Source organism: Micromonospora echinaurantiaca, assembly GCF_900090235.1.
Classification (GTDB): domain Bacteria; phylum Actinomycetota; class Actinomycetes; order Mycobacteriales; family Micromonosporaceae; genus Micromonospora; species Micromonospora echinaurantiaca.
Genome location: NZ_LT607750.1, coordinates 2,523,337 through 2,538,756, shown reverse-complemented (window position 1 = coordinate 2,538,756; position 15,420 = coordinate 2,523,337). Strand labels below are relative to the sequence as shown.

Annotated in this window: 18 protein-coding genes; 11 read left to right on the top strand and 7 right to left on the bottom strand. The window is 70.8% G+C overall.

The window, feature by feature from the left end; all coding sequences use genetic code 11:
* Nucleotides 1–61 precede the first annotated feature (61 nt).
* Complete coding sequence (locus tag GA0070609_RS11620) at nucleotides 62–1,279, top strand: MFS transporter (RefSeq protein WP_088993823.1); 1,218 nt, start codon at nucleotides 62–64, stop codon at nucleotides 1,277–1,279.
* Between the two features lie 10 nt (nucleotides 1,280–1,289).
* On the opposite strand, the gene GA0070609_RS11615 is transcribed toward GA0070609_RS11620, so the two are convergent.
* Complete coding sequence (locus GA0070609_RS11615; protein ID WP_088993822.1) at nucleotides 1,290–1,685, bottom strand: cupin domain-containing protein; 396 nt, start codon at nucleotides 1,683–1,685, stop codon at nucleotides 1,290–1,292.
* Between the two features lie 61 nt (nucleotides 1,686–1,746).
* Nucleotides 1,747–2,250 carry a DinB family protein gene (locus tag GA0070609_RS11610; RefSeq protein ID WP_231928867.1) on the bottom strand — a complete coding sequence of 168 codons (504 nt, stop codon included), beginning with the start codon at nucleotides 2,248–2,250 and terminating at the stop codon, nucleotides 1,747–1,749.
* Nucleotides 2,251–2,447: 197 nt separating this feature from the next.
* Here GA0070609_RS11610 and GA0070609_RS11605 point away from each other — a divergent pair, with 197 nt between their 5' ends.
* The gene (locus GA0070609_RS11605) at nucleotides 2,448–3,902 is read left to right on the top strand and encodes a hypothetical protein (RefSeq protein ID WP_088997667.1); all 1,455 of its coding nucleotides are present in this window, start codon (nucleotides 2,448–2,450) and stop codon (nucleotides 3,900–3,902) included.
* Between the two features lie 82 nt (nucleotides 3,903–3,984).
* Entirely contained in the window at nucleotides 3,985–4,461 is a 477-nt protein-coding gene (locus tag GA0070609_RS11600) for an HNH endonuclease (RefSeq protein WP_088993820.1), read from the top strand.
* Nucleotides 4,462–4,608: 147 nt separating this feature from the next.
* Here GA0070609_RS11600 and GA0070609_RS11595 read toward each other — a convergent pair whose 3' ends face one another.
* On the bottom strand, nucleotides 4,609–5,094 hold the full coding sequence (locus GA0070609_RS11595; RefSeq protein ID WP_231928629.1) for a DUF1062 domain-containing protein: 486 nt from the start codon (nucleotides 5,092–5,094) through the stop codon (nucleotides 4,609–4,611).
* A 384-nt stretch (nucleotides 5,095–5,478) separates the two neighbouring features.
* Here GA0070609_RS11595 and GA0070609_RS11590 point away from each other — a divergent pair, with 384 nt between their 5' ends.
* From GA0070609_RS11590 to GA0070609_RS11560, 7 genes are all read left to right on the top strand, one after another.
* Nucleotides 5,479–6,087, top strand: a complete 609-nt coding sequence (locus GA0070609_RS11590; protein WP_088997666.1) for a class I SAM-dependent methyltransferase — start codon at nucleotides 5,479–5,481, stop codon at nucleotides 6,085–6,087.
* Nucleotides 6,088–6,281: 194 nt separating this feature from the next.
* A complete protein-coding gene (locus GA0070609_RS11585; RefSeq protein WP_231928628.1) occupies nucleotides 6,282–7,112 on the top strand; it encodes a helix-turn-helix domain-containing protein in 831 nt (276 codons plus the stop codon).
* A gap of 66 nt (nucleotides 7,113–7,178) precedes the next feature.
* Nucleotides 7,179–7,760: a dihydrofolate reductase family protein gene (locus tag GA0070609_RS11580; protein WP_088993817.1), complete on the top strand. Its 582-nt coding sequence runs from the start codon at nucleotides 7,179–7,181 to the stop codon at nucleotides 7,758–7,760.
* Nucleotides 7,761–7,878: 118 nt separating this feature from the next.
* Complete coding sequence (locus GA0070609_RS11575) at nucleotides 7,879–9,258, top strand: hypothetical protein (RefSeq protein ID WP_157748119.1); 1,380 nt, start codon at nucleotides 7,879–7,881, stop codon at nucleotides 9,256–9,258.
* Nucleotides 9,259–9,330: 72 nt separating this feature from the next.
* Nucleotides 9,331–9,720, top strand: a complete 390-nt coding sequence (locus GA0070609_RS11570; protein ID WP_331716936.1) for a tyrosine-type recombinase/integrase — start codon at nucleotides 9,331–9,333, stop codon at nucleotides 9,718–9,720.
* A 13-nt stretch (nucleotides 9,721–9,733) separates the two neighbouring features.
* Nucleotides 9,734–10,414: a 2-phosphosulfolactate phosphatase gene (locus tag GA0070609_RS11565; protein WP_157748118.1), complete on the top strand. Its 681-nt coding sequence runs from the start codon at nucleotides 9,734–9,736 to the stop codon at nucleotides 10,412–10,414.
* Nucleotides 10,415–11,042: 628 nt separating this feature from the next.
* Nucleotides 11,043–11,666 (top strand): hypothetical protein, encoded by a 624-nt coding sequence (locus GA0070609_RS11560; protein ID WP_231928627.1) that lies wholly within the window; start codon nucleotides 11,043–11,045, stop codon nucleotides 11,664–11,666.
* Between the two features lie 57 nt (nucleotides 11,667–11,723).
* Here the strand turns inward: GA0070609_RS11560 and GA0070609_RS11555 are convergent, their stop codons facing one another.
* Nucleotides 11,724–11,843 carry a cellulose binding domain-containing protein gene (locus tag GA0070609_RS11555; RefSeq protein WP_231928626.1) on the bottom strand — a complete coding sequence of 40 codons (120 nt, stop codon included), beginning with the start codon at nucleotides 11,841–11,843 and terminating at the stop codon, nucleotides 11,724–11,726.
* A gap of 238 nt (nucleotides 11,844–12,081) precedes the next feature.
* Here GA0070609_RS11555 and GA0070609_RS33130 point away from each other — a divergent pair, with 238 nt between their 5' ends.
* Nucleotides 12,082–12,243 (top strand): hypothetical protein, encoded by a 162-nt coding sequence (locus GA0070609_RS33130; protein WP_157748117.1) that lies wholly within the window; start codon nucleotides 12,082–12,084, stop codon nucleotides 12,241–12,243.
* A 356-nt stretch (nucleotides 12,244–12,599) separates the two neighbouring features.
* Here GA0070609_RS33130 and GA0070609_RS11550 read toward each other — a convergent pair whose 3' ends face one another.
* The 3 genes from GA0070609_RS11550 to GA0070609_RS11540 form a co-directional block, all read right to left on the bottom strand.
* Nucleotides 12,600–13,556: a sigma-70 family RNA polymerase sigma factor gene (locus GA0070609_RS11550; protein WP_172899325.1), complete on the bottom strand. Its 957-nt coding sequence runs from the start codon at nucleotides 13,554–13,556 to the stop codon at nucleotides 12,600–12,602.
* 10 nt (nucleotides 13,557–13,566) lie between these two features.
* Nucleotides 13,567–14,823, bottom strand: coding sequence for an NAD(P)/FAD-dependent oxidoreductase (locus GA0070609_RS11545; RefSeq protein WP_088993811.1), 1,257 nt, complete (start codon nucleotides 14,821–14,823; stop codon nucleotides 13,567–13,569).
* A gap of 184 nt (nucleotides 14,824–15,007) precedes the next feature.
* The gene (locus GA0070609_RS11540) at nucleotides 15,008–15,373 is read right to left on the bottom strand and encodes a nuclear transport factor 2 family protein (RefSeq protein WP_088993810.1); all 366 of its coding nucleotides are present in this window, start codon (nucleotides 15,371–15,373) and stop codon (nucleotides 15,008–15,010) included.
* Between the last annotated feature and the right edge of the window lie 47 nt (nucleotides 15,374–15,420).

Below are 15,420 nucleotides of genomic sequence, written 5' to 3'. Positions count from 1 at the left end.
GCGTACGTCAACAACGAAATATTCGTTGACGAAAGATTCGACGTCGAAGTAACTTTCCCGCGTGACCCATCCCCTGCGCGTGCGTTCCTTCCGGCTGCTCTTCCTCAGCCGTACCGTCTCGGCCGTCGGCGACGCCGTGGTGCCCGCCGCCCTCGCCCTGGCCGTGCTCCGCGCGACCGGCTCCCCCGGCGCGCTGGCCCTGGTGCTGGCCTGCGCCACCGTCCCCCGTCTGCTTCTGCTGCCGCTCGGCGGCGTGCTCGCCGACCGGTTCGACGCCCGCCGGGTCGCGATCGCTGCCGACCTGGTCCGGTGCGCCGCGCAACTCGTCGTCGGCGTCGAGCTCCTCGGCGATCCGGGCCTGACCCCGATCGCGGTGGCCACCGCGATCGGCGGCGCCGCGGGCGCGTTCGCCCTGCCCACCGCCGCACCCCTGGTCGCCGCCACGGTCACCCCGGCCCAGCGGCAACCGGCCAACGCGCTCGTCGGCGTCACCGCCAACGCCAGCCGGCTCGCCGGCCCGGCGCTGGCCGGCGCGCTGATCTGGGCCGCCGGGCCGGGCTGGGCCTTCCTGTTCGACGCCGCCACGTTCGCGGTCAGCGCCGCTCTGCTCGCCGCCGTCCGGATCCGGCACGTGCCGCTGCCCGCCCCGTCCCTGCGCACCGACCTGGCGCACGGTTGGCGGGAGGTGCGCGCCCGCGACTGGTACTGGACCAGCCTGGTCGCCCACGGCGTGTGGAACGGCGCCGCCGCCGTGCTGATGACCCTCGGGCCCGCGGTGGCCGTGCACCGCCTCGGCGGCGAGGGCGTCTGGGTGCTGCTGCTGCAGGCCGGGGCGGTCGGCATGCTCGCCGGGTCGCTGCTGGCCGCGCGGGTACGGCCGCGCCGTCCGGTGCTGCTGGCCAACCTCGCCCTGGCCGGGTACGCGGCGCCGCTGGCGCTGCTGGCCGTCGCCGCCCCCGCCCCGCTGGTGATCGCCGCGTACGGGCTGGCGCTCACCGCCCTCGGCTACCTCAACCCGGTCTGGGAGACCGTCGTGCAGCACGAGTTCCCGCCGCAGGTGCTCGCCCGGGTCACCTCGTACGACTGGCTGGTCTCGCTGGCCGCGACGCCGCTCGGCTATGCCCTCGCTCCGGTCGCGGCGCGGGCGTTCGGCGACGCCGCGCCGTTGCTCACGGCCGGCCTGCTGGTGCTGGTGGCCTGCGCCGGCACCGCGGCCGTGCCCGGCGTACGCCGACTGGCCCTGGCCCCGCGCGACGACCTCGCGGCCACCGCGCGGTGACCCGGGTGGCTCAGAGCGGGTGCCCGGTGGTGGCGTCCACGTGCTCGGGCACCGGGTCGTGCCGGTCACCGACGCTGGACGTGCCGGACGGCTCGAACATCAGGATCGACGCGCCGCCCGGCGACGACGGGCGGTGCGCCACCCCGCGCGGTACCACGTGGACGGACCCGCGCGGCAGCACCACCTCCCGCTCCGCGCCGCCCTCCCCGTCACGCGACGCGATGCGCAACTCGCCCTCCAGCACCAGGAAGAACTCGTCGGTGTCGTCGTGGGTGTGCCAGACGTGCTCACCGGCCACCTTGGCGATCCGCACGTCGTAGTCGTTGACCCGGGTGACGATCCGGGGGCTCCACAGCTGGGTGAACCCGGCCAGCGCGGCGGCCAGGTCGATCGGCTCGGCTCTCATCCGTCCATCCTGCCCGCGTCGGGCCGGCCCCGTCAGCCCGCGTCCCGGTCCGGCCGGCGGTTCACTCCCCCGTCGGGCCGCCGGCCAGTTCGGCGACGATGTCCAGGTGCCCGAGGTGGCGGGCGTACTCCTGGACCAGGTGGAACAGCACCCGCTCCAGGGTCGCCGGGTCGGCGCCGGCCCACCGCGGGCCCGGCGCGCCGACCGCCGCCAGGTCGTTGCCGCTGACCACGGCGGTGGTGTGCGCGCCCTGGGCGCGCAGCGCGGCCACCAGTTCGTCGCGGGTCTCCTCGGCGGCGACGTGCCAGCGGTCGCCGCGCCGGTCGCCCCACGGCTCGGCGACGTCGCGGCCCTGGAACCCCCACTCGATCCAGCGCAGCTCCACGAACCGCAGGTGCTTCAGCAGCTCCAGCGGGGTCCAGCCGGACGCCACCCGGCTGCGCCGCAGTTCCTCCTCGGGCAGTGCGCAGACCTTGGCCAGCAGGCTCTCCCGGAAGTAGTCGAGGTAGCGCAGGAACACCTCGGCACGGCTGGCCGCCGGGGCGGTGGGCTCGGGAAACGGCATCGTCACCGGGCCATTGTCCGTCGCGCGCACGGCGACGTCGGTCGGGGTACGCGAACGGCGGCGGCGCGGGCGGTGACCGGCCGCCGGCGTTCCCGCGCCGGGCGCGGATCCCGGAGCTGCGCGGCGCCGCCGGGTGCGGCAGAGTGGCACCCGACGAACCGAGGGCGGCCCACCGGGCCGGCGAGAGGGCGGTGGCCGTGGAGGGTCCGACCGGGGTGGTGTTCCCGAAGACCGACGCCGGGCGCAGCACCTCCGCGCTCGGCCGGGCGGTCGTCGCCGACGCCCTGCGCGCCGCCGACCCGGTCGGGGCCCGCTCGGCCGAGCACGAGACGAACTGGCGGCACGGCTATCTCGGGCACTTCCGGCGGCTCGTCGAGGCCGGCCTGCTCTCCCGGGACGCCGCGGTGGCGATCGCCCGGGACGGGCTCGCCTCGCTGCACCGCCGGATGACAGTGGTCCGCGACGACGGCACCGAGATCGGCCTGGACCAGCTCTTCACCACCGAGGCCGGCGACGCGCCGCTGGACACCGCGACGGTCACCGGCACCGGCGACCCCGACCGCGAGCTGACGCTGCCCTACCGGGGCCGTCGGCTGCGCGGCGACGAGCTGCTGCGCCGGCTCGACGCGTGGGTCACCGCCGGCGTCGTCGAGCCGTCCTGCGCCGAGGCGGTACGCGCCGTCGCGGCCAACCCGGACTGGCTCGACCTGCGCGACCAGCGCGTCGTCGTGCTCGGCGCGGGCGCCGAGATGGGTCCGCTGCCGTCCGTGCTGCGCTGGGGCGGCGACGTGGTCGCGGTGGACCTGCCCCGGCCGGAGATCTGGCGGCGGCTGCTGCAGACCGCCCACCGCTACGGCGGGCGGCTGCACGTGCCGGTGCCCGCCGGCACCGACGACGCCGCGCTCGCCGAGCACGCCGGCGCCGACCTGCTGCACCGCCTGCCGCAGGTCGCCGACTGGCTGCTCGGGGTCGACGGCCGGCTCGTGCTCGGCAACTACGTCTACGCCGACGGCGCCACCAACGTCCGGGTCGCCACGGCGGTCGACGCGCTCACCCGCCACCTGCAGGAGCGCCGCGACGACGTGGCGCTGGCCTTCCTGGCCACCCCCACCGACGTCTTCGCCGTCCCCGGCGACGCGGTACGCCACGCCGAGCGCGGCTACGCGGCCCGCGGCGTGCTCCGCCGGTCGCTGCGGGCGGCCTCCGGCGGCCGGCTGCTGCACCGCAACTACCCGCCGGACGCCGACCCCGGCGTCAACGACAGCCTCGTCCCGCAGCAGGGTCCCAACTACGCGCTGGCCAAGCGGTTGCAGCGGTGGCGGGCGACGGTGGCCCGGGACGCCGGGGCAACCGTGTCGTTCAAGGTGGCGCCGCCCACCCGCACCCGCTCGGTGCTGCGCAACCGGGCGCTCGCCGCCGCGTACGCGGGCGCGCACCGGTTCGGCATCGAGGTGTTCGAGCCGGCCACCAGCAACACCCTGATGGCCGCGCTGCTGGTGCACGACCTGCGCACCGGCGCGCCGGCCCAGCCGCACCCGTGGCAGGACGAGGCGTACGGCGCCGCGCACGGCGGGCTGTGGCGGGTGCCGTACGCCCCGCGCAGCGCCCTGGGCCTGGCCGTGCTGCTCGGCCTCGGTGGCGCGCGGACCTGACCCGCCGGCCCGCGGCCAGTTCGTCCCGGTCCGTTCGTCGCCCACGGCGCGGACCGTCCGAGCGCCGCCCTATCCTGGCCGGGTGCTGTCGCAGGTGACCGGGCTGTCCCGGCATTTCACCGAGGAGACCCTCCGGGCCTACCTGCTGAGCCGCGCGGTGCGCCGGGACGACGGCTGCCTGATCGTCCGCGGCTACGGCAGCCGGCGCGGCGGGTACCAGAAGCTCGCCGGTCGGGCGTGGGCGCACGTCGCCGCCTTCGCCGTCCTCGTCGGCGGCTACGACCCGGCGCTCGGCGTGCACCACCTGTGCGGGGTGCCGGACTGCATCGAGCCGACCCACCTGCGCCAGGTCACCCACGCCGAGAGTTGCCGCGGCCGGCGGCAGCACCCCCGGTGCCGTAACGGCCACGACCGGGAGGTCGATCCGGCGACCGGCCGCTACCGGAAGGTGTGCCGGGTCTGCAACCGCGACGCCCAGAAGCGGTGGCGCGAACGCCAGGCGGCGCAGGTCGCCGAGGCACGTGCCGGCCACGGCCGGTCCACGCCGACGAATCCCTGACGCTTGTCTCGGGACGGGCTGTGGTGTGCACGTTCGGTGTCGGCACGGTGTCGAGTGCGGCTGGACGAGCGCGGCGTGATTCAGCGTCTGCGGACAGTTGCCGAGCCGGTGGTCGGGCGGGCCGGGTGGCCGCCCGACCACCGGCCACTAGTCCGCGGCCATCACGGTGAAGGTGAATCCGGTGCTCGTCGTACGGCGCAGCGGAATGTCGCACTTGATCCGGCGCAGCACCTCGTTCCTGCTGAACCCGAGACCTTGCGCGATGAGCCGTTCCGGGCGCACCGGTACCGGTTCTTCGAAGACGACCCGCACCTGGACCGGCCACGCCTCGTCGAGCCAGGTCGACGGGGTGTCCAGCCGCCAGGCCCCCGTCCAGTCCAGGGCGAAGCGGTTGCGCCGGGCGAGCGACGGATCCAACAGCCTGGTCGCCACCAGTTCCGGATCGTTGACGTGGTAGCCGTGCAACTCGGCCGGGCTGAAGGATCTGGCCGGCGTTCGCTCGTGCACGGTGAGCTTGCTCGTCCGATCGCAGGACACGCACCGGACCAGCAGCCACACGTCCAGCAGCTTGCCGTTGGCGTTGACGCGGAACCTGCCCTCGCCGGTGGTGGCCGACTCCGATCGGCAGTCCACGCACCGCAACGACAGCAGAGGCAGCCTGGTGCGACGAACGACCCAGGGCAGCACGATATGAGGTTGTGAAGACACGATTTCTCTAGACCTGACTCGCTAGACCTGACACGAGGCCGATTACGCGCGACCTCAGACGCTGTTTGCCGGGCGCACAAGGGCAGCCCGGCAGCACCGACGGAAGCGTCGGCTACAGGGCGCGGAAGAAGGTGTCAGGTCTAGAGAGCAGGCGGGGTCACGCGGTTTCGTCCTCTGTCCTCACGACGACGGGCCGCAGGCAACCTACGGGAACCCGGACGCAAGGCTCAACCGGTTTCCGACCGGAGCTTCGTCAGTGCCAACGTGCTCGCCCTCATCGGGCCGACAAGGCTCTCATATAGTCACGCGGTGAACGTGGAGCGGGTTCGGGACGCGTATGCCTCCGTCGCAGACCTCTACATCGAGCTGTTCGGCACGAGCCAGCAGGTACACGCCGATGACCTCGCCTTCATCGGGCGACATCTGTCGATCCAGCCCGGGAAGGTGCTCGATGTGGGCTGCGGACCGGGCCACATCACCGGGTACCTCCGGTCGCTGGGCGCCGATGCGACGGGGATCGACATGGTTCCCGAGTTCATCGCCCACGCGCGGGCCGCCCATCCGCACGGTAGATACCAGCTCGGGTCGATGACGAGCCTGGACGTCGAAGACGATTCCATCGCCGGCATCCTGGCCTGGTTCTCGTTGATCCACCTACCGCCCCAGGACCTCGACGGGGTACTCGCCGAGTTCCGGCGGGTGATGACTCCAGCCGGCACCCTCGTGGTCGGCTTCTTCGACGGCGACGAGGTCGGCGCCTTCGACCATAAAGTCGTGACGGCCTACCGCTGGCCCGCTGACGAAATCTCCGAGCGGTTGGCGCGCGCCGGCTTCACGGAGGTCGAGCGCCAGCATCGGCCCAGCGATGGCACCCACCGGCCGTACGCCGCGATCGCGGCGGCATTGGGTCAGCGGTGAGCTGAGTCGACGAGCCCGCCCACGGCCGAGCAGTGCCGTGTCAGTCGTTTCTCACCGCGTGTCATCCTCGCGGCCGGTTCTATCGCGCCGGGCGCTCGTCCGAGATCGCCGGCCCGATTCTGGCGGCAGCGCGGCTGGACCATCCCGGCGCGCGATGCCGGTGGGGCGTCGGCGATGCTGGGAACGTGGAGTACGTGTCCAGAGTGCCGCGACCGCCGCTGGACGGGCTGATCGACGACCTCTACTACCTGGAGGGTGCGCCGCCGTACGCCCGGCTGATGCTGCCGCCGATGCCGGCGGCGTTGCTCATCGTCAACCTCGGGGCGCCGTTCCGCATCCGCGCCGGCACCGACATCGAGACGGCCGAGTACGCCGACGGCTGCGTGGTCACCATGCCCACCCGCGCCTTCGAGTTCGGCTATCCGCCGGAGACCCGGTCAGTCGGCGTGCACTTCAAGCCGTGGGGGCTGGCGCCGTTCCTGCCGATGCCCGCGACCGAGCTGTGTGACCGGCCGGTGACGGTAGAGCAGGTTTGGGGCCGGCCCGCCATTGCTGAGCTGCGAGACCGGCTGGCCACGGCGGACGAACCGCACGAGATGCTGACGCTGCTTGAGGAGGAGCTGATTCGACGGCTGTGCGAGACCGCCGGCCTGGGGCTGGTCCGCCATACGAGCAGCGTCATCGCGGCGACCAGCGGGGCGGTGGCGATTGGCGACCTGAGGGCGGCAGCCGGTGTCAGCAGCACTCATCTGGCGCAGCGGTTCAAGGAGCTCATCGGCGTCACGCCGAAGCGGCTGGCCCGCACCTACCGCTTCACCGCCACCGTGTTCGCGATCAACCCCGCCGGACCGATCGACTGGGGCGACCTCGCCGGTGGCGCCGGCTACTTCGACCAGGCCCACTTCGGCCACGATTTCCGGGCGTTCACCGGGCTCACGCCGACCCGGTACATCGAGGTCCGGCGGCGGTTCCTGCGCGAACATCCCGGCCATGTGCTGGACGGCTGGCCGCTGCCGGCCGATTGATTTCTTACAAGAGCGACGGCTCATGACACGCCAATATGGGGGCATCCCACAGCAGAGGAGCGCCCCATGGGCAAGGTAGTCATGTACAGCTCGGTGTCGGTGGACGGCTTCATCGCGGACGAGAATGACCAGCCCGGACCGCTGTTCGACTGGTTGTCCAGCGGCGACGTCCCGTTGGACTCCAGCGGCGAGCTGACGGTGTCGCAGACGTCCTACGACTACACCCGGGCGTACTGGGACCAGATCGGGGCGACAGTCGTCGGCCGCCACGTCTTCGACCTGACGGACGGCTGGGACGGGAAGCCTCCAGGCGGGGTCGACCACGTGGTCGTCGTGACGCACCGGCCGGAGCCCGAGGGCTGGGACCCGGCGGCGCCGTTCCACTTCATCGACGGTGTCGAGGCAGCCGTGGCCAAGGCGCAGGAGCTTGCGGGTGACCGCGTGGTCGAGGTCGCCGCTGGCGACGTCGGTGGCCAGGTGCTTGCCGCGGGCCTGGTCGACGAGGTGCGCATGGACGTCGTACCCGTCGTGTTCGGGTCCGGCAAGCGCTACTTCGGGTCGGTCCACGCGCAGCACCTGTTGGAGGATCCTGACGTGGTGATTCAGGGCAACCGGGTGCTTCACCTGCGCTATCGGGTGCGCCGTTGACCTTTCGGAGCGGGTACGCGAAGAAGTCCACCGCGAACGGTGACACGCTCGGGGCCTCTTGTGTGCTGTACTGCACCAAGGTGGCATTTCGACTGTTCGAGACCGGGGCGTCAAGTCAGTGGACGAACGCGAACTAATTATAGAAGAGGCGCTCGGTGCCACGATCGCCGATTTACTCGGCGATGGCGAGCGCAACAAGGCGCTCTGGCGTGAAGCACTGAATCCGGACCGGCTTACCTGGCTAGATGGCAGATTGGCTGTCTACTATGCCGGCAAGGAGAGTCCGACCGCCCCGCCGAACGAGCTTCATCCGGCTCTCTTCGAGTCGGAGATGTATTACAATTTTGGCGGTCTGACAATGTTTGGCCCCCGTCGGCCGCCACGGACTGCAGTTGTCAGCGAAGATCTCCGACAGGCCCTACTCTACGGGCACGGCGTTGCACTTTACGATCCGATCATCGGCATCTCAGACGGCGGAGCGCCGAATCAGCGCTCCGTTGTGTTGCGCGGCGCCCTCGAATTCTGGCATCAGTTCGGCGCGCTGGTAGAAGCAGATGTGGTCAGACTGGAACCGCCGAACTATCGCGAGTTTCCCAGCGTGCACGACGCGGAAGAGAAGTGTCTCGACATCATCTGTCAGAGCCCGGACGGGCGCAGGGCGCTCCTAGAGCTGTTTGACGAACTCCAGGAGAGCTTCTTGGGGCGACCGGTCGATTGGGTTGGCAGGCCGAATCAGCCCGAGCGCGCCAACCGCAAACGTGCCCAGCGGTTTCGGGAGCATCTCCACTATGTAGAGCTCAGCACTCACGACATGTTCCATGCGGTGAGTCTTGACCTTCCGCGGTTTCTATTCAGTCAGCTGATGCCCGCAACCGACGTCTGGCTGCCGTCCGCGCAGCATCTAGGGTACTACCTGCTGTTGGCGCAGCATGGGCTGGGGCACGTCGACGCGGATCTTGAATTCATGCTTCTGCAGAGCTTGGCAACGGTACATCTGCCAGCCTTGAACGATCTCCCAGTACGCGAGGTGGTAAGTCTCCGACGCGATTCCGAAGTGCTGGAGGCATGGCGCCAGTCACTGCGTGAGGCGCTGGCAGAGCTAAAGGTGATGACTGAAGGCGGTATGACCGATACGGCCACTCAGCGCCAGCTGCGCAATCATATGGCAGGGGTAGCGAGCCAGACTACATCGGAACTGAGGAAGGCTCGCTCCGCTCCGTTCTCTGGCGCGGCTCGGTCCATGACATTCGGCGTAATGGGCGGAGCTACCGGAGCAGCTTTCGACGGACTCCGAGGATTGTTGGTGGGAACGGCAGCCGCAGCCGTCTCGAACGCGGCCCAGGCCACCAGCACCATTTTCTCCGAGCGGGCGAAGCGCGGCGCGCTCAAGGCGCGGACCCAGCACGCTCTCTTGTTTGAGGAAGCCCAACCGGGCGAGACCACGGAACAGCGCCGTAACCGCGTGCTGGCCCGACGCCTTGGGCGCGCCTCATCCTAACTGGACTGGGTCACCTGCAGTCCGAAGCGCTGATCATCACCGCCAGCAGAGTCCTCGAACCCGAACGACCGGATCGTCGACGGGCGTGCCGGACCGATCCTGCGCAACACCCACGGCAGGCGGATGGACCCGCACACCGCCAGCCGCCGGCTCAAGCACCTCGGCCACGCCGCAGGGATCCGAATGCCGCGGATGCACCCCCACATGCTGCGCCACACCTTCGTCACCACCATGCTCGACGCCGGCGTCAGCCTCCGTGACGTCCAGACCGCCGCCCGCCACGCCGATCCGTCAACCACCATGCGCTGCGACCGAGCCCGCAAGAACGTCGACCGCCACCACAACCACATCCTCGCCGCCTACATGGCCTCCCGGACCATAGCCGGCACTCGCGGCTCGGCCGGCGACAGTGCGCCGGATCTCGCTGCGAGAACTTTCTTGCAGGCCGGCTTTCTACGATGAATGATCCGGTGCTGTGTCGATCGTAGGTATGGATGCCGAAATTCCGACCGGCGGGGTCGTAGTCGTCATCGATGTGATTCGGGCTTTCACCACGGCTGCGGTTGCCTTCGAGCGTGGCGTGACCGAGATAGCCTGCGCCCCGTCACTCGAGGTCGGCCGAGCTCTCCGGCGGCTACTCCCCGACCGCCTTCTGGTCGGGGAGGCCAACGGCCTCAAGCCCGTGGATTTCAACTTCGGGAACTCGCCGTTCGAGATGTCGGTGGCGCGGCTTGACGGCCAGCGTCTGATTCAGACGACATCGAACGGCACGCTCGGGCTAGCCCGGTGTCCAAAACCGACGGCGCTGCTCGCGGTGTCAGCGAGGAATGTCGGTGCCACCGCCCGCTGGATCGCGAGCAACCACGCCGCGACTCCGTGCACACTCATCTGCACCGGGAGGACCGCCGAGGACTGGGCCTGTGCGACCTACCTGAGCGGCCTTCTCAACGGGTCAGCGCCGCGACGGGCAGATCTGGTCGCTGGCATCATGGACGGCGCCGCCGAGCATGCTCGTGGCTATGCACAGCTACCCGCGTCCGAACGTGTTGATCTTTCCAACGACCTCCGCTTCTGCTGCGATGTCGACCGGGCCGAATTCGCCATGGTCGGCGACGTCCGCAAAGATCACGTTGTCCTCGCCAGGGTGCCGTGCTGAAGTCAAGCACCACCGGACAGTCAGTCAACCACTCGTCGGCGCCGGCATCGCATCCTGTTGAATGACACGGAAGTGTCAGTGGAAGTGACCCCGCGCAGACAACGGCCGCTTGAACCGCGGATACGCCGTCCGCTCATCCGAAAGACGCGGCGGCGGCTGATCGAGCCGGCCCCGGACCGGGCAGCCGACCTGAGACCAGTACGGTCGTGCGGTGCGACTCTTCCACCAGGATCCGAACTCAAAGTTGGATCTCCATCCGGCGCAGGACGATGCGGCACTGCGGGCGACCTGCGACGCGGTCGCCGGGGGCGACTGGACCGCCGCCCGCGACCTGTTGGCGGCACACCGCACCGACTTCGACCGTCGAGCACGCCATCTCTGGGTCCTGGCGGAATCCGTCACGAACGTCCGGTGGGCGACCGGCGCCGCCGGACGTCGGCCGCGGCGACAGCGGTTGGACGTGTCCGACGCCTGGCCCGACCGATGGTGTCTGGATGAGCCGGAGAACCCGGACGCGGTGCTGATGCGCGCTCGATCGCTGATCGCCCGTGCCTGGGAGGTGCGGGGCAGCGGCTGGGCGAAGTCCGTGGGTGCCGGGAGATTCGAGGAGTTCCACCAGACTCTCCTGATGGCGGTGCCGCTCTGCCACCGGGCCGCCCGGCTCGCCCCGCAGGACCCGACGCCCTGGGCGGTGCTGCTCCTGCTGATCACGGCCCTCGGCGGCAGCCGGTCGGATTTCGACCGGTGCTGGGCGGAGGTGATCGCCCGGGATCCGTTCCACCGGGAGGCGCACAACTTCCGCCTGATGTACCTGTGCCAGAAGTGGCGCGGCTCGCACCGGGAGATGTTCGCGTTCGCCCGGTCCGTGGCGGCCGCGGCGCCCCCGGGGTCGCCGTTGCACATCCTGCCCGTACAGGCGAACGCCGAGTGGGGGCTGTGGGTGCTCGACCGCGAAGGCGTCCGTGCAGGGCAGCATGTCTACCGCACCTGGCTGCAGAACCCGATCTACCACGCCGAGTTGGACAACGCCCTGGGGCGTTGGTTCGCCGCGGCCGATCGCCAGCATGCCATGTGGTATCACGATCTGAATTTCCTGGCGTACGGCCTGTACCGCGCCAACCGGCACGCACAGGCACGGGCGGTGTTCGAGGCGATCGGACCGTACGCGGAGGAGATCCCCTGGATCTGGGATGTGCACCAGGACGCCGCGGTGGCGTTCCGGGCGGCCAGGCGACGGGCACGCAACGCGTGACGCCGGCCGGTGGTCGGGCATCCGGCGGAATGCTCGACCGCGCGCCTCACCCGCCGCTCAGCCGGCCGTACAGCTCATGGTCGGCGCGCCGCCGGGGCTGCCGGTGCCGATGAAGCCGAAGGTGGTGCTCGCACCGGCACCCAGGTTGCCGTTGTACGACACGTTGCGCGCCGTCACCGCCGAGCCAGCGACGGTCAGCGTGGCGTTCCAGGACTGGGTGATCTGCCGAAGGCCTGAATGGCGTCGAACAGCTCGCGCTCGTTGCGGCCGGTGAGCTTGTGCCCGATGATCTGAAGGAGCTGGCCCACTTCTGTTGGGACAGCGGCCGGTGCAGCTTGGCGACGACGTCGGGGTTCGTGAACGACCTCAGCGCCAGTGACGCCTGCTCGGGGGTGAACTTCTCGATCAGTTCCTGATGGATCGGGACGGCGCTGACCGCAACGCCGCTGCCGTTGGTCAGGAAGACCTCGACGCGTCACGCAACAGCGAGGACGACGATCGGGAGCGGAATTGTCCCTTCCATCTCGAACCGGACGTGGCCCTCAGCCTCCGGTTGATTGACGACCTGCCCGACTGACGCTCCACGCCAAATGCTCGCTGACACTTCGTGTCACTTCCGCTGGCATTTCGGTAGCAGAACCAGTGGCATCGAGAGGTCACTCAACACGTACTCGTCAGCCGGCGGCCGACGGGGGCTCGTTACACCAGCCCGAGTCATTACGCACAAGAACAGTCATTATGGTGTGCAGTCAATTTGTCCTGATTGCCCGCTCGGATTGTCGGATTGCTGTTACCGGTAATCCGACAATGGCCCGATACAGGTCACGAGCATGCGCCGGAGGGCGGGTGATCGGCCCGCGACCGGGTCACCCTCGCGGACGGCTCCTAGTCACTGCAGCGCTGGTACCGCGCTTGGCCGCGGCCGGCGTCCGGTCACCACTGAGGGATGAGCGGCGGGGCCGGTTCGTGCCGCCGCCAGGCTTCGGAGAGGCGGACGAGGCGGGTGGGGGCGGCGATGCCGCGCACGGTTGCGATCCTGCCGTCGGTGACGTCGAACGCCACGGCGCCGACGACCCGGTCGTCGAGTACGAAGACGATGGCGGGAGCGCCGTTGAGGAGCGCGTAGTGGATGGCGGGCGTGCCGCCGGCGAGCCGCCGTTTCGCGGGCGTGGGTTTGAAGCCGGCCCGGGCGACGGCGGCGATGCGCTGGGCAGTGTCGTACCGCAGCAGCGTCCCGGTCAGGCCGGCGCCGTCCGAGATCGCGGTCGCGTCGTCGGTGAGCAGCTCCACCAGCCGTTCGGTGCGACCCGAGTAGGCGGCGGCGAGGAACTCCTCGACGATCCTGCGGGCGGACGCCGGATCGACGTCGCCGCTGCCGCGGCGGCGCGCGGCGGTGATGCGGTGCCGGGCCCGGTGCAGGTGCTGCTGGCTTGCGGACTCGGTGATGTCGAGGATCTCGGCGATCTCGGCGTGGCTGTAGGAGAACGCCTCGCGCAGGAGGTAGACGGCCCGCTCGACGGGCGCCAGACGCTCCAGGAGAGTCAGCACGGCCAGGGAGACCGATTCGCGCTGCTCGACAGTGTCGGCCGGGCCGAGCATCGGATCGCCGTCGAGGAGCGGTTCGGGCAGCCAGGAGCCGACGCTGCGTTCGCGGCGGGCCTGTGCCGAGCGGAGCCGGTCGAGGCACAGGTTGGTGACGACCTTGGTCAGCCATGCTTCCGGCACCCTGATCCGCCGCCGGTCGGCGGCCTGCCAGTGCAGGAACGCATCCTGCACGGCGTCCTCGGCGTCCGCGGCGGAGCCCAGCAGCCGGTACGCCAGCGAGGCCAGCCGGTTCCGGCTGGCCTCGAACCGATCGGTGTCGAACCGATCGGCGGCGGTGCTGTCCACGCGGCCCACCCTAGGCGGCCACGCGACCGCCCCGAACGGATGCTCCCGCGCCCGGCCCAGCGGCTCGTGCCCCCTCCCCGGCGAACGCACCCGGCGCGGCGACCAGGCGGCGCCGGCGCTTGGGCATGCCGAAGGTCGGGTGCGAGGTGGCCCACAGCGAGAGCCTGAGGATGCCCGCCTTGATCCGCGCCGCCCTCCGGCCGCCCAGGTACGTCGGCTTCGCTCGCGCTTCGTCGTCGACCAGCTGCAGGATCCCGTCCCGCCGCCCGAGGCTGATGTGGTTACCCGGGTAGACCAGCTTGGTGGTCGCGATCGTACGGCCGGTCAGGCGTCCCACGATCGCCTCGATGGCCTGCTTGCCGGTGTAGCCGGCCGACGCACAGGACATCGGCAGCGGCAGACCGTTGTCGCCGATGGCGTGGGCGCTGTCGCCGACGGCGTAGACGTTCGGGTGCGAGACGGATCGCATGGTGCGATCGACGACGATCCGGCCGTTCCCGGTGACCTCCAGCCCGCTCGCCGCCGCGATGGGGTTGACCGCGAACCCGGCCGCCCACACAGTGGCGTCGGACGCCAGGGCGGTGCCGTCGGCGCACCGCACCCGCGCTGCTTCGACCGCTTCGACGCTGGTGTGCTCCAGGACGGTGATGCCCAGCCGGTCGCAGGCCCGGCGCAGGTGGCCGCGGGCGCCGGCGGAGAGCCGGGCGCCCAGCTCGCCGTGGGCGATCAGCGCCACCGACAGGCCGGGCCGGGATTCGGCGATCTCCGCGGCGGTCTCGATGCCGGTCAACCCGTCGCCGACGACCAGCACCCTCCCCCCTTCGCCTTCGCCCCGCCTGCCCAGGCTGTCCAGGCGCTCGCGCAGGCGCAGCGCCGAAGGCCGGGCGGCGATGTCGAAGGCGTGCTCGGCCACGCCGGGGACGCCGCGGTGGTCGCCGTGGCTGCCGAGCGCGTAGAGAAGCGTGTCGTAGCCCAGCTCGCCACCACCGTCGGCGTCGGCAACGGCGACGACCCGGCGCTCCGGGTCGACGGCGGTGACCCGGGCCAGGCGCAGCCGGATCCCCGTGCCGGCGAAGACGTCGGCGAGCTGTGGAGCCTCGACTTCCTGGCCGGCCGCGAGCTGGTGCAGCCGCAGCCGCTGGACGAAGTCCGGCTCGGCGTTGACCACGGTGACCTCGGCGTCCGCCGGGGACAGCCGGCGGGCCAGGTTCCCGGCCACGAAGGCCCCGGCGTAGCCGGCGCCGAGGACGACGATGCGGTGCTTCATATGTCGCTCCTGTCTGTTCGCTTGCTCCCGCGAGTTGAGCGGAGCAGCGCCCCGATTGCTGACAGGAAGCATCTGTGGCACGGGCCACAGCGCGGCACGGGCCACAGCGCGGCACGGGCCACAGCGCGGCACGGGCCCGGTGACCTACCGAGCAGGGCCGGTCACGGGGAGGAGCCCGGGGTGGTCAGCGGTGATCGTTCTCCTTCAGTTCGATCACCCACGCGCGCCGCTCGGCGATCTTTCCGTCGCGCATCACGAACACCTCGGCCATCGACATCCGCATCTCCTCGCCGGTGTCGCGCCGCACCGAACCGACGAGCTCCGCCATGACCGTGTCGCCCTGCTCGACCATGCGGACCACCTCCAGTCGGGGCGGCGGCACGAACCCCGGCCCCTCGATCGCGGCGTCGTACGCCTCCTTGCCCTTCAGGTGGAAGGCGCCGAAGACCGTCCACTCGATGTCGTCGGTCAGGCAGGACAGGATCTGCGCGTGGTCGTTCTTCCGGAAGCCGTCCAGGTAGGTCTCGACGGTCTCGGTGTTGCGCGACATGTGTCTCCCCTCGCTGGGTCTGCCCGGGACGGCAGACCCAGCGACGC